Annotated in this window: 20 protein-coding genes; 8 read left to right on the top strand and 12 right to left on the bottom strand. The window is 52.2% G+C overall.

Going from position 1 to position 23296, the window contains the following annotated elements; genetic code table 11:
* Positions 1–197: 197 nt before the first annotated feature.
* Positions 198–494: a hypothetical protein gene (locus B5D58_RS13510; RefSeq protein ID WP_011111426.1), complete on the top strand. Its 297-nt coding sequence runs from the start codon at positions 198–200 to the stop codon at positions 492–494.
* A 102-nt stretch (positions 495–596) separates the two neighbouring features.
* Here B5D58_RS13510 and B5D58_RS03035 read toward each other — a convergent pair whose 3' ends face one another.
* On the bottom strand, positions 597–2861 hold the full coding sequence (locus tag B5D58_RS03035) for a TonB-dependent siderophore receptor (RefSeq protein ID WP_011111427.1): 2265 nt from the start codon (positions 2859–2861) through the stop codon (positions 597–599).
* Here B5D58_RS03035 and B5D58_RS03030 point away from each other — a divergent pair.
* On the top strand, positions 2860–3126 hold the full coding sequence (locus B5D58_RS03030) for a hypothetical protein (protein ID WP_041356554.1): 267 nt from the start codon (positions 2860–2862) through the stop codon (positions 3124–3126). The two genes, B5D58_RS03035 and B5D58_RS03030, sit on opposite strands and share 2 nt — an antisense overlap.
* Before the next feature lie 117 nt (positions 3127–3243).
* Here the strand turns inward: B5D58_RS03030 and B5D58_RS03025 are convergent, their stop codons facing one another.
* From B5D58_RS03025 to B5D58_RS03000, 6 genes are all read right to left on the bottom strand, one after another.
* A complete protein-coding gene (locus B5D58_RS03025; protein ID WP_011111428.1) occupies positions 3244–4248 on the bottom strand; it encodes a FecR family protein in 1005 nt (334 codons plus the stop codon).
* Positions 4249–4343: 95 nt separating this feature from the next.
* Positions 4344–4853, bottom strand: a complete 510-nt coding sequence (locus B5D58_RS03020) for an RNA polymerase sigma factor (RefSeq protein ID WP_011111429.1) — start codon at positions 4851–4853, stop codon at positions 4344–4346.
* Positions 4854–5101: 248 nt separating this feature from the next.
* On the bottom strand, positions 5102–5734 hold the full coding sequence (locus B5D58_RS03015; RefSeq protein WP_011111430.1) for a hypothetical protein: 633 nt from the start codon (positions 5732–5734) through the stop codon (positions 5102–5104).
* A gap of 225 nt (positions 5735–5959) precedes the next feature.
* Positions 5960–7009, bottom strand: a complete 1050-nt coding sequence (locus B5D58_RS03010; RefSeq protein ID WP_011111431.1) for an NAD(P)-dependent alcohol dehydrogenase — start codon at positions 7007–7009, stop codon at positions 5960–5962.
* Between the two features lie 102 nt (positions 7010–7111).
* A complete protein-coding gene (locus tag B5D58_RS03005; RefSeq protein ID WP_041357088.1) occupies positions 7112–7828 on the bottom strand; it encodes an RES family NAD+ phosphorylase in 717 nt (238 codons plus the stop codon).
* Between the two features lies 1 nt (position 7829).
* On the bottom strand, positions 7830–8225 hold the full coding sequence (locus tag B5D58_RS03000; protein WP_011111433.1) for an MbcA/ParS/Xre antitoxin family protein: 396 nt from the start codon (positions 8223–8225) through the stop codon (positions 7830–7832).
* 192 nt (positions 8226–8417) lie between these two features.
* On the opposite strand from B5D58_RS03000, the gene B5D58_RS02995 reads away from it, so the two are divergent.
* Entirely contained in the window at positions 8418–10163 is a 1746-nt protein-coding gene (locus tag B5D58_RS02995; RefSeq protein ID WP_011111434.1) for a tetratricopeptide repeat protein, read from the top strand.
* A gap of 185 nt (positions 10164–10348) precedes the next feature.
* The gene (locus B5D58_RS02990; RefSeq protein WP_011111435.1) at positions 10349–10873 is read left to right on the top strand and encodes a cytochrome P460 family protein; all 525 of its coding nucleotides are present in this window, start codon (positions 10349–10351) and stop codon (positions 10871–10873) included.
* Between the two features lie 22 nt (positions 10874–10895).
* Here B5D58_RS02990 and B5D58_RS02985 read toward each other — a convergent pair whose 3' ends face one another.
* Genes B5D58_RS02985 through B5D58_RS02965 form a run of 5 tightly spaced genes read right to left on the bottom strand, consistent with a single transcriptional unit; the run spans position 10896 to position 15877 of the window.
* Positions 10896–12095: an ABC transporter permease gene (locus tag B5D58_RS02985; RefSeq protein WP_011111436.1), complete on the bottom strand. Its 1200-nt coding sequence runs from the start codon at positions 12093–12095 to the stop codon at positions 10896–10898.
* A gap of 8 nt (positions 12096–12103) precedes the next feature.
* On the bottom strand, positions 12104–13306 hold the full coding sequence (locus tag B5D58_RS02980) for an ABC transporter permease (protein WP_011111437.1): 1203 nt from the start codon (positions 13304–13306) through the stop codon (positions 12104–12106).
* The gene (locus B5D58_RS02975; RefSeq protein ID WP_011111438.1) at positions 13303–13974 is read right to left on the bottom strand and encodes an ABC transporter ATP-binding protein; all 672 of its coding nucleotides are present in this window, start codon (positions 13972–13974) and stop codon (positions 13303–13305) included. Before B5D58_RS02975 ends, B5D58_RS02980 begins: the two co-directional genes overlap by 4 nt.
* Positions 13971–15125 carry an efflux RND transporter periplasmic adaptor subunit gene (locus tag B5D58_RS02970; RefSeq protein ID WP_011111439.1) on the bottom strand — a complete coding sequence of 385 codons (1155 nt, stop codon included), beginning with the start codon at positions 15123–15125 and terminating at the stop codon, positions 13971–13973. Before B5D58_RS02970 ends, B5D58_RS02975 begins: the two co-directional genes overlap by 4 nt.
* Before the next feature lie 20 nt (positions 15126–15145).
* On the bottom strand, positions 15146–15877 hold the full coding sequence (locus B5D58_RS02965) for a DUF2062 domain-containing protein (protein ID WP_234988978.1): 732 nt from the start codon (positions 15875–15877) through the stop codon (positions 15146–15148).
* A gap of 126 nt (positions 15878–16003) precedes the next feature.
* Between B5D58_RS02965 and B5D58_RS02960 the strand changes: the two genes are divergently transcribed.
* The 4 genes from B5D58_RS02960 (at position 16004) to hrpA (ending at position 23172) form a co-directional block, all read left to right on the top strand.
* Entirely contained in the window at positions 16004–17662 is a 1659-nt protein-coding gene (locus B5D58_RS02960; protein ID WP_041356557.1) for a MutS-related protein, read from the top strand.
* Positions 17663–17724: 62 nt separating this feature from the next.
* The gene (locus tag B5D58_RS02955) at positions 17725–18903 is read left to right on the top strand and encodes a 3-deoxy-7-phosphoheptulonate synthase (protein WP_011111442.1); all 1179 of its coding nucleotides are present in this window, start codon (positions 17725–17727) and stop codon (positions 18901–18903) included.
* A gap of 27 nt (positions 18904–18930) precedes the next feature.
* A complete protein-coding gene (locus tag B5D58_RS02950) occupies positions 18931–19410 on the top strand; it encodes a hotdog fold thioesterase (RefSeq protein WP_011111443.1) in 480 nt (159 codons plus the stop codon).
* A gap of 6 nt (positions 19411–19416) precedes the next feature.
* On the top strand, positions 19417–23172 hold the full coding sequence (gene hrpA, locus B5D58_RS02945; protein ID WP_011111444.1) for an ATP-dependent RNA helicase HrpA: 3756 nt from the start codon (positions 19417–19419) through the stop codon (positions 23170–23172).
* Positions 23173–23296: the final 124 nt, after the last annotated feature.

Here is a 23296-nt window from a genome sequence, read left to right as displayed (position 1 = left end):
GCGTTTGGTTGATAAAGATTCGCACCTCTATCAAACCGGGTAATCCCACCTCTTGGCAAGACCTGCTGTCAGATCAAATCTGAACTACTACACTTTATATAAATTGGTTGTGAAATTTTTTCATTTATATGGCAGTCATGATTCTTTTTCATTCTGGTTGAAAATTCCGAAGCTGGTTTCCTCGTCGCCATACTGTTTTGTCAGACCGGGTAATTGATTCGATCGATGATTATTTATCGCCAAATAGTCAAATTCAAATAATTGTGAATCGTTATCGTTCGTTGTTTACCTGGTTCAAAATTATGTCCTTACCCGATCGTTTATCTTGCTTGAGTATTGAGCACTGTGGTTGTCTGCAACTGATCGCAGGAGAAATTCTGATCCAGGCAGTATCCGGCGTACGCTCCCTGGAGCGACCTTTTGTCATCGATATTGAACACGGTCGTTTGCAGGCACGGGGGATGGTTGGGGTTATCCGGGCTCTTTTTCTTTGAGCCCGGATGTTTACATCGAACAGTGGATTGCTTTCTGCTTTTACTTCGTTCGCAGTCGCAATGAACGGTAGCGGTTGTTGAGCGTTTGCTCAGACAACAGCATCAAAACATCGTGCTGACGGAAAATGCTACCGTCCTAGGTACGCCTAAATAGGTAGCATTCTGCCAGTAATTTTTACCCGTCAGATTGATGACATTCAGACGCACGGTCAGCGCCTTATTCAGTACACGGGTACTATAGCGTGCCCCAATATCGTACAGGGTATAACTCGGAATCTTATCGGTATTAGCCGCATTGGCGTATCTTTCACCAGTATAGTAAATACCCCCGGTCAGACTCAACCCTGGAATCCATGGAAGCGCATATTCCGCATAAATCTTGCCCATCCTTGACGCAGCATTGGCCGGTTTATTGCCTTCCAGCGCAGGATTATTGGATTTCTCCACACTGAGATCCATCAGGGTGCCGCCACCCATGATGGTCAGATTGTCTGTTATTTTTCCGGTCAAGACCAGTTCCACCCCGTTATGTACCTGCAAACCATCCCGAACATAAGTGGGAACAGGCGTGGCTAGATTTGAAAACTGATTGGCTTTTTCAATCCGGAACAGTGCGGTGCTCAGCAACAGGTTGGGGTTGATATCATATTTCAAACCTGCTTCATACTGTTTACTAACCAGTGGCGGGAGTACTTCCCCGTAATTGGTATAGGTTCTACCCACTATCGTACCTTTTTCAAGCGCTTCCATGTAGGAGACATAGGTGGTTACCGCTTCAATCGGTTTATACAGCAGTGAGACCGTGGGGGTAAGTGCAGACTTTTCATAATCCCTGTCGCCATAAATACCAGTCGCTTTATTTGCCGTAGTAGCATAGTTGAGCCCGACCATCACAGACCATTGATCATTGAAGGTAATATCATCTCCAATCAGGACATTATTATATCGGTCATACCAGATAGATGCGCTTCTGGGGGGAGGTTCCTCCCAGTCCGGCCTAGATATGTTTTTAATTTCACTCAACAGGAGATTTGTACCAGACCAGGAAGGAGAACCATCGAGAAAAACTTGGTTAAGAACAGTAGAAGAATAACCCACGGTCAGCTTATGGTCGACAGAAAAAGTTGAAAAACGGGTATCCAGGTAGATATACCCCCCATAATTTTCATACTTTTGCCAAGGATTGCCGCTTGATATTCTGGGAATAAAAGTCCTGTCCGCCTGTTCATTTAAAGTTATCTCATTGGTTTTCGCACGGGTATTCTGATAGAAAAAGGCATTTCTGAGGGGAAAATACTTACTGGGATCCCAACGCAGGCTGGTATAAGCCTTATGGCTTTCTATATCATTGGATGCCCATTTGGGAGCGTAGCGTTTACTGGTATCGATCCCAGTTCTTTCCCTCACATTATTAAATGTAGGTTGTGTCGCCTCTTTTCTGTAATCATTATAGGTGTATTTGACATCGGCATAGAGGGTATCGGTAAGATGGCCATCCAGAACGATGTTGGCGACTTTCTGGTTTACCGGTTCACCGATAGCAGTATCTCCACCCTGATAGAGCAGATTGACCCGGTAACCGAAGCGGCCTCGTTCGTCAAATTTTCCACCAATGTCGGCATGGCCATAAAACTGGGTTCCACCGTAATTACCGAGTGTTAGTCTCCTGAGTGGGATATTGGTAGAATTTTTGGTGACATAATTTACGGCTCCACCCACTCTGCCTCCACCATAGAGGAAACCTGAGGTTCCGCTGAGAATTTCAACCCGATCGATCTCAATCACAGACACAGCAGAACCATTTGAATCAGCCATGGGTATGCCATCGTAAATCGGGTTGGTTGATTGGAATCCACGTATAGTGACTATGGGTACACCGTTGTGATTCTGGATGTTCGGTTCCTGAGTCAGTGGGTTCATTTTGAAGATTTGTCCCATGTTCTGGGCATTGATGTTTTCGATCAGGTCGGAGGTTACGACACTCATCGAATAGGGGGTATCCCGCAGGCTACGCTCATCCCATAAGCCAACCCCGCTGACATTACTGACCCGATAGCCTTCTTCCGCTGTGCCTTGTTTCAGTGAAGCTGTACTGACTGTCAGTGGTGGCAGGGTGACTGCACTGATACGCTTCAGGGTCACTGTGTTGCCTTGCCGCTCGTATTCGATGCCGGTGCCTTTCAGTAACTGGCGCAGGGCGTTTTCCGGCGTGTAATTTCCCTGGAGGCCGGAGGTGTTCAACTCCCTGACCAGATCAGGGGTATACAGAATCTGCAGTGAAGTTTGCTGGCCCAGTTGCAGCAGGGCATCACTGAGCGGTTGTGAAGGGATGTTGATCGCTACGGTATTTTGGGCCTGAACAGGCATGGGCGTGACAAGCACCAAAATACATGCGAAAAAAATAACCGCAACAGATGGTATTGTTGTGAACGAGGTCACGATACGAGTAGATCGCGCCCGTTTGAATGGATATCTCACGAAGTTTCCCCTGATTGAAATAGGTGGTTGGCTTTTTTGCCGAGATTTTTTTCGGGAAGGGATTTCTACCGGTATAGAGAAATTTGTCCCTTCTTCAGCTAAGACGAATGAATGTGATAAAACCCTGAATGGAATTTGGGCAGGTGGTATATGAAGTTGCCATTATTCCTGTTGTGACGATGTTTTCTGGATTACCGCGCCACTGCGTGGCTCGTAAAGACGGGGTAGCGGGGGATGCGCTAATTCCGGCAGAAAATCTATGCGAGGGAAATTATCGGGGAAGGGATAGTTCGGTACTGCCATCGGCATGCAGGATGACTTGCACCGGGATACTTTTATGCAGTGCCTGCAGGAAGGCAGCCGAATCACCGGTATTGAACACACCAGCGATGCGTACCTGATCGAGACGATGATCGGTGATGGTGATGGGTTGTGGTAAATAACGATTCATTTCTTTGACGACACTTGCCAGCGGCTGATCCTTGAAGATTATTTTTCCCTGGCGCCATGCGGTGAGCGTGTCAATATCAGCCGGGCTGGCGGGTGTCATGCTGTCCGGGTCGATCTGCGCGCCCAGGCCATCTGTCAGTTGTTCAGTGCGCCGGTTCCACCAGTGGCCTGAACTGATTTCGACCGAACCTGATTCGACTGCAATCTGTACCTGGTCCTGATCACGCAGCACGTTGAAGCGCGTGCCGGTTACCAGCACTGTTCCTGATCCCGCATCCACGGTAAACGGACGGGCAGCATCGGTTTCCACCGAGAACATGATCTCTCCGCCGGCCAGCCGGACATTACGGCGATTCTCGAAGTATTCGACGAGGGCAGTGGTCTGGGTATTGATTTCCAAGATCGATCCGTCAGGCAGTACTTCCGTGCGGCGTTCACCACGATCAGTGACATATTCAGCGGTATAAAACGGTTCACCCAGCCAGCCGTATGGCATGAACAGGCCGGCAAACCCGATAACGATAATGATCGTTGCGGCAACGGCACTGATCGTCAGGCGCCAGCGTTTCAGCCGTTTCTGAATCTGTTGCGGGGGCTCGGGTTCTTCGGCCAGCATGGCCCGCAGCTCATGGGCGGATATCTGGCCGGCTACCTGCCAGATTTTATCGAGGGCCTGATATTCTTTCCTGTTCAGATCGTCTGCCTGCAGCCAGCTGTCAAAAGCTTCCTGATCAGACTGAGTAAAACTGCCTGAATGGACGCGGGCGAACCAATAGGCGGCTGCGTCGCGTGGATGGGCGGGAATATCTGAATGTTTTCGGTTCATAACCGGGCCGATTTACCTGAAACAGCAGGGAAGAAACCAAGGATATCCGGTATTCCCTCATAAAGTGAGACGTTTGGCAATATCAGAATCCTGAATCAGTCCGGGATGTGATCCTGTAACCGGTCACGCAGATGGCGGGTGGCTCTGATCATGTATTTTTCGACCATATTGACCGAGATATCCAGTTTTTCAGCAATCTCTGTCTGGGAATATCCTTCCAGCCGGTGCCAGATGAAGACCTGACGACATTTCAGGGGGAGTTCCTGCAGGGCTTCCTTCAGTGCAGTTAACAGCTGCATGGTACAGGTGTGCGTTACCGGATCGTTCGGCTGGAGAGGATGACTGTCTTCCGGTAAATCATGAATCGGTACCAGATCCAGTATTTTATTTTGCCGGTAACTATCGGTCAGTCGGTTACGGATACTGCTGTGCAGATAACTGCGCGGGCTGGAAATAGTGGAGACGTTGCTTTCCAGCAGTTTGGTGATGACGTCGTGCGTCGCATCTTCCACATCACCGCGAGAACCTGTTTTGCGTGTCCAGAACCGGATCAGCTCATTGTAATGAGCGAGCCAGTTTATTCCGGAAATACGGTGACGGGGCATTGCGGAATGAGATTATGTAAAAAGTGTACGGTGTGAAGATTTTATTGTCGCAAATGGTTATCATTACGCCAAATTTCGCGAATACTGGCGCCGTCATTATCATCTTTGCGAATGCCGTCAGGTATGAAGCAATCCAGCAGTGGCAGTGATGAAGGCATTGGATCGTCATGGCTGGCAGAGCTTCGCGAAGATGGACCGTAATTTGCGAAGACGGCGATGAGTGGTGTGACTTGCTCTCGTGAAGCCAATCAATCCACAGCCCAGTTGCTCACTCGTACCAGATTGACATCGTCAGCATGATCGACCAGCATTTTGCACACGCGCTCCTGCCACAGCTCGCCGAAACGTTGCAGTTCCGCCGTGCTGGCCTGCCCGCTTACTGCCTTGGGGAGAAGTACGCGCATTTCGTCCGGCCAGGGTACGACCGAGGCATCGAGCTCTACCTGTACCGCCGCACCTGTGTCTTTACGGCGCAGACCTATCGACCCTTGCATCGGCTGATCGAAATGCAGCAAGTCGTTACGCCCGAAGCGTCCACCAATGCCTTGAAAACCTGTTTCCGGCGCTGCACCGGTGACGAGTTGTGCCACAGTCGCCATGACACCCGTGGTGCCAGCATCACGCGCATCGGCCATATAAACCTCGATCTCGCCGCGCACCGGTAAGGCGTCACCGTACAGCGCACGCAGGCCATGCACCGTCATCAGCCAGGTGCCCGCTACGGTGGGGCAGGAGTGTCCTGCCAGTCGCACCGCATCGACATACTGATATTCCATGATCCCGTCGTGCGCTGCCCCGAGAAACCGGGCCAGTGGATCTTGCAGTGTTACGGTAGGAGCGTCATTAAAAAAACTTGGGAAACTCTGATCAACTGTTGGCATATTCACTCCGAAATTTTTCTGTACTTAAGGTATGAAAATCGATTTTGTGCCCTTCCTCTTACTATTAGGGAACCTCTGAAAAACTACCTGTGTTGCCATTTCTGCGTTAAAAGTCGGCATCAAAATGCTCATTTATTATGTATAAACTCCGCTTTCTCGCCGATTTTTGCCTTGAACTGACTGCCTCGCTGACGTTTTTCAGAGGTTCCTTAGCTGTTTCTCCATTTAGGCTGTGAGCGAAGCGCAATCGATAACGAAGCGGTACTTTACATCACCCTTGAGCATGCGCTCATAAGCTTCGTTGATTTCATCGATGCGGATCATTTCGACGTCGGCGACGATGTTGTGTTTGGCGCAGAAATCCAGCATCTCCTGTGTTTCGGAGATACCACCGATCAGTGAACCTGCCAGGCTGCGGCGCTTCATGATCAGGTTGAACACGTTGGGCGAAGGGTGTGGCGTGGCAGGGGCACCCACCAGCGCCATCGTGCCGTCGCGTTTGAGCAGCGCAAAAAATGCATCGAGGTCATGTGATGCGGCTACGGTGTTGAGGATGAAGTCGAGGCTTCCAACGTGCCTGGCCATTTCATCGGGATTACGTGAGACCACCGTCTCATGCGCGCCCAGTGCTCTGGCTGCCTCGCGCTTGGATTCGGATGTAGTGAACGCGACCACGTATGCACCCATCGCATGTGCCAGCTTGATGCCCATGTGGCCCAGGCCGCCGATACCGACTACTCCGACCTTTTGGCCCGGCCCCACTTTCCAGTGGCGCAGCGGTGACCAGGTGGTGATGCCTGCGCACAGCAGCGGCGCGACGGCGGCCAGTTGCGCTTCAGAATGGCGGATGCGCAGCACGTAGCGCTCGTGTACCACGATCTGTTGAGAGTAACCGCCCAGCGTGTGACCGGGTGCGTCGGATGTCGGGCCATTATAGGTGAGGACCATGTGGTCGCAGTAGTTTTCCAACCCGTCATTGCAATCGGCACAGTGCTGGCAGCTATCGACGATGCAGCCGACACCGACCAGATCACCCGGCTTGTAGCCCGATACTTGTGCGCCTACGGCGGTGATGCGGCCGACGATCTCGTGCCCCGGCACACAGGGGTAAAGCGTGCCCGCCCACTCGGAGCGCACCTGGTGCAGATCCGAATGGCACACGCCGCAGTGGGTGATGTCGATCTGCACATCGTGCGCACTTGGCGTGCGCCGGGTGATGTTCATTGGCTCGAGGGGAAGGTCGCCCGCGCGGGCGCCATAGGCTTTGATTGTCATGATGTTTCTCCTGTAAAGAAATGTAAAACGTAAAACATCCATTTTGCGCAGATATCAGATATATCTCATTGACAGCCTCAATTTGAAGGGGAAAAGAGAATGTCAACCAAAAGTCGCTATATCCATGGTGATCCATACCGTACCCGGATGCTTTTCCACCTTGATCTGATTACCTTCGAGCCAATAAGTCAGCTGGCAGTTGTGTCTTGGATTGGATAACACGCCTGGATTGAATATGGCCATATTTTCACCCGATGATCTGCGGACAGATTGAATCAACAGTCCCGGGTGCCCCTCTCGATGAATTCGGGCTCCTACTGACTGGGTCAATGTGTAATCAGAAGGGTGTAACAAATCGGTGTATTCTTCGGTGATCTTTCGAAAATCCAGTAAGGCTGCGCTGCAAGCGACCGAGTAAACTTTTCGCTCAGCGACAACAGCTTCATGTTCATATCCCGCATCGCTCAACAAGCCACGATACCAGTGATATGCCGATTCGTAGACCGTAGTTTCAACCGATTCTGAACCGTACCAGATCCCGTGTGTTCCATCTGAAAACCGGCTGGATTGCCAATACTTGAATGGCCAGATTATGGCATTGAACCACTCGGCATCTTCGAAAGGTCGATCAATGATGGGGGTATATGATCGATATGGCGGTGGCTTGATCTCGGCTTCTACTTTCTGTGCCAGAAGCCATCCGGCCGGATCATCCGTCAGGTCATCAAACAGGTTTTGTGACTGACGCAGAGATACAATGTTTCTGGCGATATCCTGGTGAACATCGGTCAAAGTCAGTTGAGCGAATAGAGAACGCATTTCAAATACCACGAGCACGATCCAGGTAACCTCGTACCATCAGCAATCCGGCAAAACCCCATTCCTTGATCACCTCGACTGGGGTCAAGTTGTCGAATGCCTTGTTACGAGTGGTCATCCAGCGGTATACCAGATCTCGATTCTGCGGAAATAGCAAACGCAGATTCTTATGGATTCCCAACAGGTGGCCGACCCGCTCGTACTGATCCCGGCTGGTGCCAATGGCTTCGCCTTTACGATAGCGTGCCAGTGCAGTCCGGTTACTGGCAGCGATACCCAACAGGGCTGCCTGATCTTCCGTGCTCAATTGCCAGTGATCGAGCAATGTCATGATCATCTTGGCGAGTGCGCCACGATCTCGGGATGTACTTTCCTCCCGTCTGGTAATGGCTGTCATGGCCTGTTCCTCGTTTTGAATTGATGTTAAAAATTATATACTGTTATTTTTAACACAGAAAATGTGTGAAATGAAACAATTTAAGTATCATTGATTTGAAATTCACGGGCATAAGGTCCAGAATCAAAATGTATCAATACCAATAGAGAAGACCGCCGCGCAACTGTAAAAAATATTTTCAAGGAGAGGTATATGAAAACCCGTGCTTTTAATTCTCTTGTGGTGGGGCTGCTGTCAGCGGTTGTCAGTGTTTCCTGTTCAACGATCCAGTCTGACGAAAATGCAGCCGGACATCACGAAAAACATGAAGTATCTACGGTAGAACATCGATCTCGTGAGCTGTCGGCTCTCGCAGATCAGCCGCTGTCCGGCGACCAGCTTGCTTCCCGGTTACAGAATCTCGGAACGCATTCATTTCCGGTCAGTACGCAGCATGAATGGGCACAGTTGTTCATCAATCAGGGCCTCAGTCTTGCTTATGGCTTCAACCATGCTGAAGCAGGTCGCGCCTTTCAGGAAGCTGCGCAGCTGGATCCAGGGCTTGCGATGGCTTACTGGGGACAGGCACTGGTACTCGGTCCGAATGTCAATGCACTGATGGATCCTGCCGATGAGCCTCGTGCTCTGGAACTGGTTAAACAGGCAGAATCGCTCATGGTATCTGCATCCCCCAGGGAGCAGGCCTTGATCCGGGCGTTGAAGAAACGTTATTCAGGGGCAGATGAAGATCGCAAGGCAAATGACAAAGCCTATGCTGATGCCATGCGAGAAGTGTATCGCAGTTTTCCGGATGATGCGGATATCGCTGTGCTCTATGTGGAATCCATGATGGATCTTCGCCCGTGGGATTACTGGATGCGGGATGGTCATCCTCATGAGGGGACAGATGAAATCGTGGCAGTGACTGAAGACGTATTGCGTCGCCACCCGGTTCACCCCGGTGCGCTGCACATGTACATTCATCTGATGGAACCCACAAATACACCGGAACGTGCCGAGCATGCAGCCGATACACTGATGACCCTGATGCCGGGTGCCGGGCATATGGTTCACATGTCTTCCCATATTTTTCAGCGGGTCGGCCGCTATGCGGATTCCGTGAAGAGTAATCAGCTGGCGATTGCAGCGGATGAACATTACATGGGACAGTCTCATGCTCCGGGGTTGTACCCGATGGCGTATTATCCGCACAACATTCATTTCCTCTGGTTTGCTGCGACTGCCAGTGGCCAGCGTGCACTGGCACTTGAAAGTGCGCAGAAAGCCGCCAGCAAGGTAGATGATGCATTGCTGCGTGAAATGCCGTTTACAGCCATCTTTCGTGTAGTACCTTACTGGGCGCTTGCGCGCTTTGGGCAATGGCAGGCAATACTTGCCGAGCCTGCACCTCCTGCATTCAACGCGTTTCTCAAGGGAAGCTGGCATTATGTACGCGGGTTGGCCTATGTGGCGACGAAGCAGTCACAGCGAGCCGAAAGAGAGCTGCAACAGTTGCGCAGAATCGTAAAGAATCGTGCTGCTCTTGATAATCCGTTACTTTCAAGAAATACGGCATACGATATTTTGAGGATCGGTCCTGAAGTGCTGGCGGGCGAGATCGCCGCTGCTCGCGGGAGATATGAATCTGCGGTTGCACATCTTGAACGGGCCGTCCGCTACGAAGATGCGCTGGTGTATACGGAGCCGGCCGAATGGCACTATCCACCGCGGCTCGCATTGGGTGCCATTCTGCTGAAAGCAGGGCGTCCGGATGAAGCAGAAACAGTTTACTGGGAAGATCTGAAGCGCAATCGTGACAATGGTTGGGCGCTCTTTGGATTGCAGCAGGCTCTGATTGCTCAGAAAAAGGAAGCTGAGGCGAAAGTTATAGAGGCACGCTTCAAAAAAGCCTGGGAGCATGCTGATATAACCCTGACAGCATCGCGTTTTGGGCGATGAGACTTTCTTTGCTCATCTTGCTGCATACCAGATCACGGGTTTCATGATTCGAACGGTAGTGTCTATAATGTTAGTGGAATCTGCACGCTTTTTTCCGTGCAGATTCTGTTTTTCATTCGAAAAATAAAACAATCCATGTTTACTGGCAGCTCGTTTGCCGGGTGATTTTCAAAAGGAGAGAGAAAATGAAATCAAGCTTCGGATTATCTGCACTGGTCGGTTTGACACTGTCGTTGCATGCGTATGCGGGTGGAAACCCGGAATTCGTCAAATTTCCGGAAAAGTATGAACAGATTTTTACACACTACGATACAGCCAACCGCGCCAATCAGACACAACTGGCAAAATTCTATGCAAACGAGATTGCAGCGGAGAGCTACAAAAAAGGTGAGGAAGCTGCTCCCGGTTCGATCGTAATCATGGAAATCTATGCACCGAAAAAAGATGCCGAGGGCAAAATCCAGTCCGGTGAAGATGGGTTGTTTGTCATCGATAAACTGGCTGCCATTGCCGTCATGGAAAAAAGAAATGACTGGGGCAGTGCCTTTAAAGCGGATGATCGTTCCGGTAACTGGGGATTTGCGTTATATGATCCGGAAGGCAAGGCCAAGGATAACGATCTGACTTGTGCGCAATGTCATAATCCGCTGCAGAAGCAGGACAACCTCTTTTCCTTTCAGAAGCTGGTGGATTACGTAAAAGCGCACTGAAGAAACAGCCGGATCAGTGTTGTTATTCTGCGCGTAAAGCATCTACCGGGTTGAGTCGGGCTGCACGCATGGCGGGAACCACACCAGCTCCCAGCCCGATCACACCTGACAGAATCAACGCTGCCAGAACATAGCGCCACGGGATATTGACAGGTAAATCGCTGAATAACACGCTCAGCAGCCCCGCAATACCCGAGCCTGTCATCAACCCGATCATACCGCCCAGCGTCGAGAGTGCCGTCGATTCCAGCAGAAACAGGATACGGATGCGCATAGGAGTTGCGCCCAGTGCGTTGAGCAGACCGATCTCGGCCATTCGTTCATTGACTGTAATATGCATCAGCGTAATCATTCCCACTGCACCGACCAGTAGTGAAATACCTCCGAGCACCGCGACGGCGAAAGTCAGCACATCGAGTACGGTAGACAGCGTGCTGAGCATCTGCTGCTGCGGTGTGATCGTGAAATCCTCGCGCCCGTGCCGTTCGACCATGATGCGTTTGATATCTTCCATGACTTCATCCAGTGGTGTAGTCGGTGGATAGACCACCTGCACTTCCATCACGCCTTCCCGGTTGAAAATCTCCAGCGCCCGGGCAGTGGGAATATAGACCGTATCATCCAGATCAAACCCCAGCACCTGGCCTTTCGATGCCATGACACCGATGATGCGGAAACGTGAACCACCTACCTGCAGCACTGAACCCAGCGGATTGGCATCACCAAACAGTTCCTTGTGTACTTTTGCACCGAGCACGGCAAACGCGCGTGGATTGCGCGGATCATCCGCTGGCAGGAACTGCCCGATGGCGGTATGCATGTTGAATGCCCGGTCGAAATCCGGCCCCTGACCATACACAGTGACACGCCGGCTGCGGCCGCCACCGCGTACTTCGGCGTTACCCGTCACGGTTGCATTGGTATAAATCGCATGACGGGATGATTTAAGAGCAAGTGAATCTTCGATCGTCAGCAGGCGCACACTGCCGATCGAGCCGGTCGAAGCACCGCGCGTGCGAATTTTGCCAGGAGTGATGTTCAGAATATTGGTTCCGAATTGAGTGAATTCGGATAAAACGAAATGCTGGATGCCTGAACCGATCGAAGTCAGCAGAATCACGGCAGCAATCCCGATGGCGATACCGGATGCGGACAGAAACGTACGCATCCGGTGAGCGGTCAGCGCTCGCAGTGCAAATCGCAGTGCATCGAGGAAGCTCATCGCAAAATCTACCGTTTACTGAGTGCCATGACCGGATCCAGCTTTGCTGCACGGATCGCCGGTAATAATCCGGCAAGAACACCAGCCAATACGGCGACGGCAATCCCGGCAAAATTGGCCCAGAGTGGTGGCCAGGCGGGCAGCAGCGGGTAGGCCAGGCGCAACAGCCAGCTTCCCGCCTGCCCCAGAACGAATCCGGCGAATGCACCCGTGACCGATAACCAGACTGCCTCGGCCATAAAAATATGACGAATGGCTGACGCCGGGGTACCGATTGCCTTGAGCAGACCAATTTCCGCTGTGCGCTGACTGACTGAAACCAGCATGACATTCATGACCAGAATGCCGGCAACGGCGAGGCTGATGACGGCAATTCCGGCAACCCCCAGTGTCAGTGCGCGCAGGATGCGATCAAACGTAGCCAGCACGGCATCATGGGCGATCACGGTCACATCATCTTCACCGTCGTGACGGCGGATGAGGGCTTGATGAATGGCCTCTTTGGCATTTTCGATCTCGTTGTGATGACGGGTTTCGATCAGCAGCCGGAACAGCGAAGTGGTATTGAGCAGCGTCTGGGCATGCTGGATCGGGATAATGACCAGTTCATCCGAATTGAACCCCATGGATTCACCTTGAACGGCCATGATTCCGGTGACCAGAAAACGCCGGTCACCCAGGCGGACACGCTGCCCCAGTGCATTGCCATCCGGGAAGAATTCCTGTGCAATCTTTGCACCCAGCACGATTTGTGCACTGTTTTCACCCGAGTGTGAAAGAAATCTTCCCTGTGCGAGTTTCATGTGGCGAATCGGAAAAATTTCAGCCGTGGTTCCCATCAGGGTAACCTCACGCAATTTGCCTGTGGCGGAAAGCTCGGCCACGCCGACATTCAGAGGAGCATAACGTCTGACTTGCGGCAGTCTTCCCACCCAATGAGCATCCTCCAATGTCAGATCTCTCGGGGTCTGCCCCATGACCGCACCGGGAAAGCTGCCTGCCGTTTCGGCGCGACCGGGCAGGACAATGATCAGATTGGTGCCGATCGAAGAAAATTCGTTGACGACATACTGGCGTGCGCCATCACCCAGTGCAGTCAGAATGATGACTGCAGCCACACCCAGCGCCATGGCCAGCATGATCAGGAACGAGCGGGCAGGATAGCTGGTGATGGTTCTGAGAGAAAAATGCAGGAGATCCCGTAATTTCATCGTTCGTCGACGTCGATCTGTCCATCCCGCATGGCAATCCGGCGCCGGGCACGCGATCCCAACTCCCGGTCATGCGTCACCACGATGAGAGTGGTTCCCGTCTGATTCAATGCTTCCAGTAATGCCGCGACTTCCGAGCCGATACGATGATCCAGGTTACCGGTCGGTTCATCCGCCAGCAGCGCAGTGGGACGCAGAATGGTGGCCCGTGCAATGGCGACGCGCTGGCGTTGCCCGCCGGACAGTTCAGCCGGACGATGATGTGCGCGATCACTCAGATTGAATGCCTGCAGGGTTTCCATGATACGTATCTTGCGATCTGCAGGCGGCATGCCGGTCAGTATCAGGGGGAGCTCGATGTTTTCTGCTGCGGTCAGCCGGGGGATCAGATGAAAGGATTGAAAAACGAAACCGATTTTCTCCCTGCGTACCTGTGCCTGTTCGGTTTCCGACAGATCAGTGACATTCCTGCCGTCGAGCAGATAATGCCCGCTGTCAGGCCGGTCCAGCAGTCCGATGACATTCAGTAAGGTTGATTTACCTGATCCGGAAGGCCCCATGATGGAAACGTATTCGCCAGATTCGATCGTCAGGTCGATATGATCGAGCGCATGGATGGCCTGATCACCCATGTGGAAAATACGGGTGATGCCGGAGAGCTGTATCATGGCTGCGGTGGTTTGGGAATGACGCGGGTGCCGGCTGTGATTTTTCCATTATCGCTGGACAGCAGCACCTGATCTCCTTCTGACAGTCCTTCGAGCACTTCGGAATAGGCCCAATTGGCCAACCCTGTTTTCAAAGTGCGTTCCTCGAGCGTGTCATCCTGGCCCAGCACCCATACTTTGTTGTCCTGACGGATGACCTGGGTGGGAATACGCAGCACGTTTTCACGCTGATCGATGATGGCTTCGATATCAGCGCTATAGCCTACCAGCAGAACAGCCTGAGTGGGATTGACAAATTCTGCTTCCACATCCACCGTGCGTGCCTGTTTCTCGATTTCAGTCACATAGGGAGCAATCCGGCGTATTTTTCCGTCAAAAACCTGGTCGGGTAGGGCATCCAGCGTAATACGTGCAGTTTGTCCTATGCGGATTTTAGGAGCATCGACTTCATCCATCGGGGCACTCACATACAAACAGGAATCATCGATCAGATCGACTGCCGGAGGAGTGGGAATTCCCGGAGGAGAAGGGGTAACGTATTCACCCAGTTCCCCGGTAATCTGCGCAACGACGCCGGAAAAGGGTGCAATGAGCCGGGTGCGTTCGAGATTGGCCTGGCTGACGGCAATCTGTGCATGAGCCCGTTTGACTTCGGCTGCTGCGGCAGTGCAGGCGGCCTGCTGAGCTTTGGCCGTGGCATCAGCCTCATCGGCACGTTGTGAGCTGACGAATCCTTTTTCTACCAGCTGCTGAGTGCGAACAGATTCACGCTGTGCATTCCCGGCCAGAATACAGGTTTCACGCTGCCGGCTTTCAGCAGTGGCAAGCTGCTGCCGGGAGAGATCGTACTGTGCCTGCAAATCGGCATTCCACAATTCGAGCAGAATCTGGCCTTCTTTGACCCGATCGCCTTCCCTGATTTGCAGGTGGATGACCTGGCCGCCGGCTGCCGGCGATAATTTGGCACGTCGGCATGCTTTGATGGTACCGGCGCGGGTATTGACCACGGTGGCTTCGACGGTACCGCGACTGACGGTGACCAGTTCGACTTCCTGAGGGGCGCTTCGAGTCAGATACCAGGTGGTAGAGCCTGTTGCAGCAATCACCAGTGCAATGCCTGCTATGCGAAGTAGCCGTCGTGATTTGGGCATGAGGGTGAAAAAACAAAAAATTATTTATCGGGGTGGTGGCGTTTGGCCCGTTTGTGCCATGCATGTACGACGTAATAGCGCCAGAGAATCCGTACTGTGAAATAACCGGTGATGGATAGCAGAGAAGCGAGCAGAAACAATCCGGTTATCAGCGGTTTCCCGAATGTAACCAGATAATCCGTCAGAACGGGAATCCATTCCGACAGATTTTTATCCAGCAGACCTAGCTCCAGCGGGGGGAGACTGCCTGAATTTCTCGTACCGCCCGTCACCCAGCCACCCAGCGTATAGGCCGCCAGATAAAGTGGCACGATAGTAAAAGGGTTGGAGTAAAGCGTCACGAAAGCGGCGATGGGCAGATTGACTTTGAATATCACGGAAAACAGGGTGGCGAAAAAGAATTGTACCGGGTTGCTGCCCGGAATCAGGCCGGCGAACAGACCTGCCGCCACACCTCCGGCAACAGAGCGGCGGTGTAAATGCCAAAGGTTGTGATGATACAGCAGCGTGCCGAAAAAATTTACAAAACGGTTTTGCCGGATGCTTTCATGGGAGGGCAGGTATTTTTTAAATAATTTACGCATCGCGGTAAAGCTGCAATCTGAAAGATCTGTTACCTGTATTGGATTAAGGAGTCGCTGATTAAATCCCGCATGGCCGCACGCTGTGTCGTGCTCCTCTGCATCGTAGAAAACTGCGACTTTCGTCGCGCTTCTTGTGACCATCACGATTTTGCCTGCCATGCGGCTCATGGAGGACTCGATCAGAGATTCCAAAAAGCCCGATCATGGTTTCTATTGTCATCAATCCAGCATAAAGTGGCAAAATCGGCTAAAGTTGGAAACACTGAGTCAACGCATGTCATTACAACCCGAACCATGAATGATACAACACAAGATACCGCGGCTTCTGTCTGGCGCGAAAGTTTCATTTTGTCATCCGGCAAGAATCCTTCCGGAATACGCGATACCAGACCGACTGCGGATAATTACGGCGTGCTGGACGCCAAGACTTTTGCCGCCGTGGAAGTCGATGCTTTGTTCGATGAGATCAACCAGGCACAAACCCTGACAGGCCAATCCATACTCTACCGTTCGCTCGCCCGCCCCGTGACGGATGCCGCGTTGCTGCAAAGTAAACAGGAAGCGCTGCGTGAACTGGAATCCAATCCGGATCTGTTGAAAGTGCTCGAACAATACATCAAACGGATAGCGATAGATGAGGCATCGCTGCATCACCTGCTGTACGGTGAATTTGCGGGAGGGCTGACGACGGATGATCCCCGAGATAAAACCGGTAAAGACAAGCTGGAATTCGGCGGCTATGGTTATCGTCAGTTCATCGATGGGACCGGTTTCGTCGTCGATCTGGTCGAAGAGGCGGAAGCATTACCCATGCCTGAGAGTGATTACCTGCGGACACTGGTACAGACTCTGCGGGATTTTGCCCGGTCACGTACTTATGCCCTGATGCATGGGCCTATCTATGTATCGCAAGGAAAATTCATGACCCGGGAGGAAAAGCCACGGTATCTGCTTATTCAGCGTTTTCGCCCTTCCATGTTCAAGTGGCCGTTTATCAGCTTTTTTCTGGCTTTCGTGGCTGGCCTGCTGCTTTTCTTTCAGAACACGCTGAATGAACTGGTAGCCAGCTATGTCGGTTACGGGCTGCTGATTCTGGTCGTACCGATCATTCCCATCATTCTGCAGGCCATCAGCGCTTCGGATCGGGATTCGGTGATATACCCGCTGCAGAGGCTGTTCCGACAAAGCCCGGAGTTGGCCAGAACCATTGAAGCCATGGGGATGATCGATGAGTTGCTGGCGTTACACCGCCATGCACGTTCGATTCCCGGGGAATCCGTCCTGCCGGAGATTGATATGGATGGACGACATACGCTGGTCGTATCCGGTGCCAGGAATCCCTTGCTGGTGAGAACTCGCCCGGATTATGTATCCAACGATATCGTGCTGGATAATGACAAGCATCTGCTGATCGTGACAGGGCCGAACAGTGGCGGAAAGACGGCCTACTGCAAGACGGTCGTCCAGATCCAGTTACTGGCACAAGCTGGAGCCTACGTGCCTGCTGTCCAGGCACGAGCCGTGCCTGCCGAGCATATTTTTTATCAGATACCCGATCCCGGCCAATTGGAAGAAGGGATGGGACGTTTTGCACACGAATTGAAACAAACCCGTGAAATTTTCTTCAACTCCACCCCTCGCTCGCTGGTGGTACTTGATGAACTGGCAGAAGGCACCACATTCGAAGAGAAAATGACATTGTCGGAATATGTGCTGAAAGGATTTCATCAGCTGGGTGCAACTACCATCCTGGTGACCCATAACCATGAATTGTGTGAACGTTTGCAGCAGGAAAACATAGGCAACTATCTGCAGGTCGAGTTCGTTTCTGAGAAACCGTCTCACCGGCTGATACCCGGGATTTCCCGTATCAGCCATGCTGATCGTATTGCAAGCGCCATTGGTTTCAGCAAGGAAGACGTGGCCAGCCATCTGGCTTCATTGCAAGAATGATGGCAGCTGCCGGAACATCGCAGTAAAATACTGCCGCTAAAAACAGAACCGGGTCACACAACATGAAGTCGGGCAGTCTGTATTGCCAGTGTGGCAAGGAAGTGCAAAAAGAAATAGTCATCAAGGAATCATCTGTGGAACATAAAACTGACGACCGGCGCATTATCAGAGGAGATGAGCTGATCACGCCGGTGAAACTGCTTCATGATCATCCTCTGACTGAACAGGCGACTGAAACTGTGGTTACTGCCAGACAGGAGTGCCACGATATTTTGCGGGGAGAGGATGACCGGTTACTGGTGGTATGTGGCCCATGCTCGATTCATGATGTGGATGCGGCAGTGGAATATGCTTCCCGACTGAGTCATCTGCGTCAGGAGCTGAAAGATCAGTTACATATCATCATGCGGGTTTATTTCGAGAAACCTCGCACAACAGTTGGCTGGAAAGGCCTGATCAACGACCCAGACCTGGATAACAGTTTCAACATTGACAAGGGATTGCGGCTTGCCCGCGACCTGTTGCTGAAACTGGGTAATATAAATATGCCGGCTGCAACTGAATTTCTTGATCTGATCAGCCCGCAATATGTGGCTGACCTCATCAGTTGGGCGGCCATCGGCGCACGCACGACTGAAAGCCAGGGACATCGTGAACTGGCCTCCGGTGTTTCGTGTCCAGTGGGGTTCAAGAATGGTACCTACGGCAATCTGAATATCGCAATCGATGCGATTGGTGCTGCATCCCACCCGCATAATTTCCTGTCAGTCACCAAAGAAGGCCGGGTTGCTACTTTCACCACCAGGGGAAATGAAGATTGTCATATCATCCTGCGCGGCGGAAGATCACCGAATTACGATGCAGAGAGTGTTGCTTCTGCGGTCGAAGCACTGCGGAAAGCCAAGCTGCCTCCTTATCTGATGATCGATTGCAGTCACGCCAACAGCCACAAGGATTACCGGCGTCAGCCGGAAGTGGCTGCCGATGTGGCTCAGCAAATTGCGGAAGGAAACTGCTCAATCAGCGGGATCATGCTTGAAAGTCACCTGGTGGCCGGCAGGCAGAATGTTGAAGGTAAGCGGCGGGAAGAGCTGGTTTACGGGCAAAGCATCACGGATGGCTGTATCGATTTCGATACGACACAGCAGGTGCTGTTCGAGCTGGCGGAAGCGGTGGAAAAACGAAGAAATTTGCAGAATACCCCGATACTGGTTCCAGATCATTCCACTGCGCTTTCCTGAGCATATGTCAAGTACGCGGAGACCAATATGAATCCCAATCAAGCAACCTGGTTTAAAAACTATACTCTCGATTATCTGGAAGGGCTGCGCAATGCCAATATGGGTGTATATATCGGTATTCGCTTTCTGGAAGTCGGCCCTGATTTTCTCAAGGCAAGCATGCCGGTCGATCATCGTACCACCCAGCCTTTTGGCATCCTGCACGGAGGAGCCAGTTGCGTGCTGTCTGAAACACTGGGCAGCGTCTCTGCCTGGATGACGATCGATCCCGAGCAGTATCGGGCTGTTGGTATCGAAATCAATGCCAACCATATCCGGGCAGTAACGCAAGGCAATGTCATCGGAGTATGTACGCCACTGCACGTCGGCAGACGCACCCAGGTCTGGCAGACGGATATTACCGAAGAAGAAACCGGTAAGCGTATCGCCGTTTCCAGGCTGACAGTCGCCATCATCGAACAGGGCACGCTCAGCACCCAGAAAGAAAAGGTCATCGTAAGCAAGTAACCGCTGTTGACGTATCTCCCCGAACAACCTGCCTGTATTACCTATCCGGAAGATCTGCCGGTTGTCGCACGGCGTGAAGAAATCGCGCATGCGATCCAGCAACACCAAGCGATCATCATCTGTGGTGAGACCGGTTCCGGAAAAACGACGCAGTTACCGAAGATCTGCCTGGAGCTGGGGCAAGGTGCCGGGAGACAGGGTACCGGACATCTGATCGGCCATACCCAACCCCGGCGTATTGCCGCCAGAACCGTTGCCGCACGTATTGCCGCGGAACTGAACAGCCCGCTTGGAAAACTGGTTGGGTACAAAGTACGGTTCTCTGATCAGACTCACCCCAATACGCGCATCAAGCTGATGACCGATGGCATCCTGCTGGCGGAAACGCAGCAGGATCCATTGTTGCGCGCCTATCAGACCATTATCATCGACGAGGCGCACGAGCGCAGTCTGAATATCGATTTCCTGCTCGGGTATCTCAAGCAGTTGCTGCCGCGCCGCCCGGATCTGAAGCTGATCATCACCTCCGCTACCATCGATGCTCAGCGGTTTGCCTCTCATTTCAATGATGCTCCCATCATTGAGGTATCCGGCAGGCTGTTTCCGGTAGAGATTCATTACCGGCCCAATGATCCAATCGATGGAGAGGATCGCGATTTGCCCCGGGCCATTCTCAGCACGATCGATGAAGCCATGCGCATGGGGGAGGGCGACACACTGGTATTTCTGCCTGGAGAGCGGGAAATACGCGAAACTGCCGAGACAGTGCGCAAATATGCTTTTTCCGGCCCGGGTGGCAAGGCCGGTTTAGAGATTCTGCCGCTGTTTGCCCGGTTATCTCATACAGAACAGGCGCGTATTTTTGCTCCCGGTCAGCAGCGGCGAATCGTGCTGGCAACCAATGTTGCCGAAACCTCACTTACAGTCCCCGGTATCCGTTATGTGATCGATACAGGGCTGGCGCGAATCAACCGCTACAGCTACCGCAACAAGGTGGAGCAGCTTCTGGTCGAGAAGATTTCCCAGGCATCGGCCAACCAGCGCGCAGGGCGTTGCGGACGGGTAATGAACGGCGTGTGTTTCAGGCTGTATTCAGAAGAAGATTTCAATGCCCGCCCGGAATATACCGATCCCGAGATTCTGCGTTCCTCGCTGGCCGCTGTCATTCTGCGTATGAAATCGCTCAAGATTGGGGATGTCGAGCAATTTCCATTCATTCAGCCGCCTGCGCCGCGCATGATCGCGGATGGTTATCAGCTTTTGTCAGAGCTTGGCGCACTTGACGAGCGCAAGGGGCTGACACAAATCGGCCATCAACTGGCAAGATTCCCAACCGATCCGAGAATCGCCCGCATGATCATGGCGGCCAAACAGGAAAATTGTTTGAGCGAAGTGCTGATCATCGCTGCTGCACTCAGCCTGCAGGATCCGCGTGATCGGCCGTTCGAACATCAGCAGGCGGCTGATCAGGCGCACCAGCCGTTCCGTGATGATCGCTCTGACTTCATGGGCTATCTCAAACTATGGGATTTCTATGATGAGCTGCTCAAACACAAAAAATCCAATAAAAAACTGATCGAACAATGCCAGAAAAATTTCATTTCCCATCGCAGAATGCGCGAGTGGCGCGAGATCCACGGCCAGTTGCATATACTGATCAGTGAGATGGGGTTGCGCCCCAATCAGGTTTCTGCCGGCTATGATGAAATCCATCGGGCACTGTTATCCGGATTGCTAGGCAATATCGGTTTCAAATCGGATGAGAAAGGGGTTTATGAGGGGGCACGTGCCATCAAATTCTCGATTTTTCCTGGTTCATCCCTGAGAAAAAAACAACCGAAATGGGTGGTGGCAGCTGAACTGGCGGAAACTACCAAACTTTATGCTCGTTGTGCGGCAGCAATCGACCCGGCCTGGCTGGAAAGAATCGCTGGTAAATTGTGCAAAAGACACTATTTTGATCCGCACTGGGAAAAGCAACGTGCGCAGGCGATGGCGTTTGAGCGGATCACTTTGTATGGCCTGACCATCGTCCCCAAACGGCGCATTGCCTATGGCCCGATCGACCCGGCACATGCACGCGAAATTTTCATACGTCAGGCGCTGGTGGCAGGGGAGTATGAAAGCACTGCACCTTTCCTGCAGCACAACCAGCAACTGATTGATGAAATCCGCGAGCTGGAAAGCAAAGTGCGGCGGCAGGATATTCTGGTCGATGAGCAGCAGATATTCGAATTCTATGCTGCACGTATTCCAGCGGGTATCTATAGCGGCACTGCGTTTGAAAAATGGCGTAAGCAGGCGGAACAGACTGAACCCGAGCTCCTGTATCTGACGCGGGAAGTATTGATACGTCAGGCAGTAGACGGAACGGCTGCCGAACAGTTTCCCGAGACCCTGACAGCAGCCGGCCACGTATTGCCCCTGAGTTACCGTTTCGATCCTGGCCATCCACTGGATGGGGTGACCGTTACGGTACCGCTACCGCTGCTCAATCAGATCATGCCGTTTCACTTCGACCGGCTGGTGCCGGGGCTCATTCGGGAAAAGATCGGCTGGTACGTGAAAATGCTGCCCAAGCAGGTGCGCCGTCACGCTATTCCGGTACCGCAATTCGTTACCCGGTTTCTGGAATGGCTGGATAGTTGCCCGGATCAGGCCATGTTGCTTGCTGAGTCTCTCACTGCATTCATCCGCAGCGAAACTGGAATCAAAGTACCGCTGGATACCTGGGATAGCAGGTTGCTGCCGGTACATTTGCAGATGAATGTGAAAGTGATCGATGATGCCGGGATGACGCTGGGCATGGGGCATGATCTGATCGAGCTGAAGGCACAATTTGGTCAGACAGCACAGCAGTTGTTTGCACGTGGCGCCGGCGCAGAGCCTGATTCCATTGAACGTGATGACATTACCCGATGGGATTTCGGAGAATTACCAGTGGAAACCCGTTTCAGCCGAGCCGGCAAGTTGCTGACCGGTTATCCGGCGCTGGTTGATCAGGAACAAAGCGTTGCCGTTCGTATATTTGATACGCAGGAAGGCGCGCAGCGCAGTATGCGTGGAGGGGTGCTGCGTTTATTGTGTCTGGCACTCAAGGACCGGATCAAACAACTGGAGAAAAATCTGCCGGTCGATCGACAAGCGATTCTGCTCATGAGCAGCCTGATCGAAATGGACAGACTGAAGGAAGATATTCGTTCGGCCATCATCGATCTGGCGCTGATCGGTGATGATCCCTTACCGCGTAACGAGGATGAATTCAATTCACAGACGTCACGTGCCCGAACACGCCTGGGATCCGTTTCACAGGAGATAGCCGGGCTGATCCATACCATCGCCCAACCCTGCCAGGAACTGAAAAAACGACTATCCGTTCTGGACAAATCAGCCGTTTTCCTGAAAAAGGATATGGAGGAGCAACTCCACCACCTGATTTATCCGGGATTTCTAAGTACGACCCGCTGGCAATATCTGCAACACCTTCCCCGTTATCTCAAAGGCATGATCCTGCGCCTCGATAAGTACAACAAGAATCCGGCACGTGATCAGGAACAGACAGAAATCATCAGTACATTGTGGAATCAGTACATTCAGCGCCTGAACAAGCACCGCCAGGCCGGAGTAATAGATCCGAATATGGAAATATTCCGCTGGCAGATCGAGGAATTGCGCATTTCCCTGTTCAGCCAGGAACTGAAAACCCCGGCGCCTGTTTCAGTGAAACGTCTGCAAAAACTGTGGGAAAGCGTGCGGGAGTGACCGAATAACGTTGCTTCCCATTGAAATACCGGATTGCAGCAGAATGCAACTGACGAAGCAATGAGTTTTGCTTCGGTTTCCACCAGCTGGCCACATTCAAAAAAGCTATTCATCATAGAAAGCC

The organism is Nitrosomonas europaea (genome assembly GCF_900167395.1).
Lineage (GTDB): Bacteria > Pseudomonadota > Gammaproteobacteria > Burkholderiales > Nitrosomonadaceae > Nitrosomonas > Nitrosomonas europaea.
The sequence above is the reverse complement of the archived record's forward strand: the minus strand, read 5'-3'. Positions and strand labels throughout refer to the sequence as shown.

Coding starts and splice junctions, on each gene's coding strand:
- B5D58_RS03015 (WP_011111430.1), bottom strand. CDS start 5,734: ATGCCAACAGTTGATCAGAGTTTCCCAAGTTTTTTTAATGACGCTCCT.
- B5D58_RS02975 (WP_011111438.1), bottom strand. CDS start 13,974: ATGATACAGCTCTCCGGCATCACCCGTATTTTCCACATGGGTGATCAG.
- B5D58_RS03020 (WP_011111429.1), bottom strand. CDS start 4,853: ATGCCCCGTCACCGTATTTCCGGAATAAACTGGCTCGCTCATTACAAT.
- B5D58_RS03030 (WP_041356554.1), top strand. CDS start 2,860: ATGGGCGTGACAAGCACCAAAATACATGCGAAAAAAATAACCGCAACA.
- B5D58_RS03035 (WP_011111427.1), bottom strand. CDS start 2,861: ATGCCTGTTCAGGCCCAAAATACCGTAGCGATCAACATCCCTTCACAA.
- B5D58_RS02950 (WP_011111443.1), top strand. CDS start 18,931: ATGAATCCCAATCAAGCAACCTGGTTTAAAAACTATACTCTCGATTAT.
- B5D58_RS03010 (WP_011111431.1), bottom strand. CDS start 7,009: ATGACAATCAAAGCCTATGGCGCCCGCGCGGGCGACCTTCCCCTCGAG.
- B5D58_RS02965 (WP_234988978.1), bottom strand. CDS start 15,877: ATGAGCCGCATGGCAGGCAAAATCGTGATGGTCACAAGAAGCGCGACG.
- B5D58_RS02970 (WP_011111439.1), bottom strand. CDS start 15,125: ATGCCCAAATCACGACGGCTACTTCGCATAGCAGGCATTGCACTGGTG.
- B5D58_RS02955 (WP_011111442.1), top strand. CDS start 17,725: ATGAAGTCGGGCAGTCTGTATTGCCAGTGTGGCAAGGAAGTGCAAAAA.
- B5D58_RS03025 (WP_011111428.1), bottom strand. CDS start 4,248: ATGAACCGAAAACATTCAGATATTCCCGCCCATCCACGCGACGCAGCC.
- B5D58_RS02990 (WP_011111435.1), top strand. CDS start 10,349: ATGAAATCAAGCTTCGGATTATCTGCACTGGTCGGTTTGACACTGTCG.
- B5D58_RS02985 (WP_011111436.1), bottom strand. CDS start 12,095: ATGAGCTTCCTCGATGCACTGCGATTTGCACTGCGAGCGCTGACCGCT.
- B5D58_RS02995 (WP_011111434.1), top strand. CDS start 8,418: ATGAAAACCCGTGCTTTTAATTCTCTTGTGGTGGGGCTGCTGTCAGCG.
- B5D58_RS02980 (WP_011111437.1), bottom strand. CDS start 13,306: ATGAAATTACGGGATCTCCTGCATTTTTCTCTCAGAACCATCACCAGC.
- B5D58_RS03000 (WP_011111433.1), bottom strand. CDS start 8,225: ATGACAGCCATTACCAGACGGGAGGAAAGTACATCCCGAGATCGTGGC.
- B5D58_RS03005 (WP_041357088.1), bottom strand. CDS start 7,828: ATGCGTTCTCTATTCGCTCAACTGACTTTGACCGATGTTCACCAGGAT.
- B5D58_RS02960 (WP_041356557.1), top strand. CDS start 16,004: ATGAATGATACAACACAAGATACCGCGGCTTCTGTCTGGCGCGAAAGT.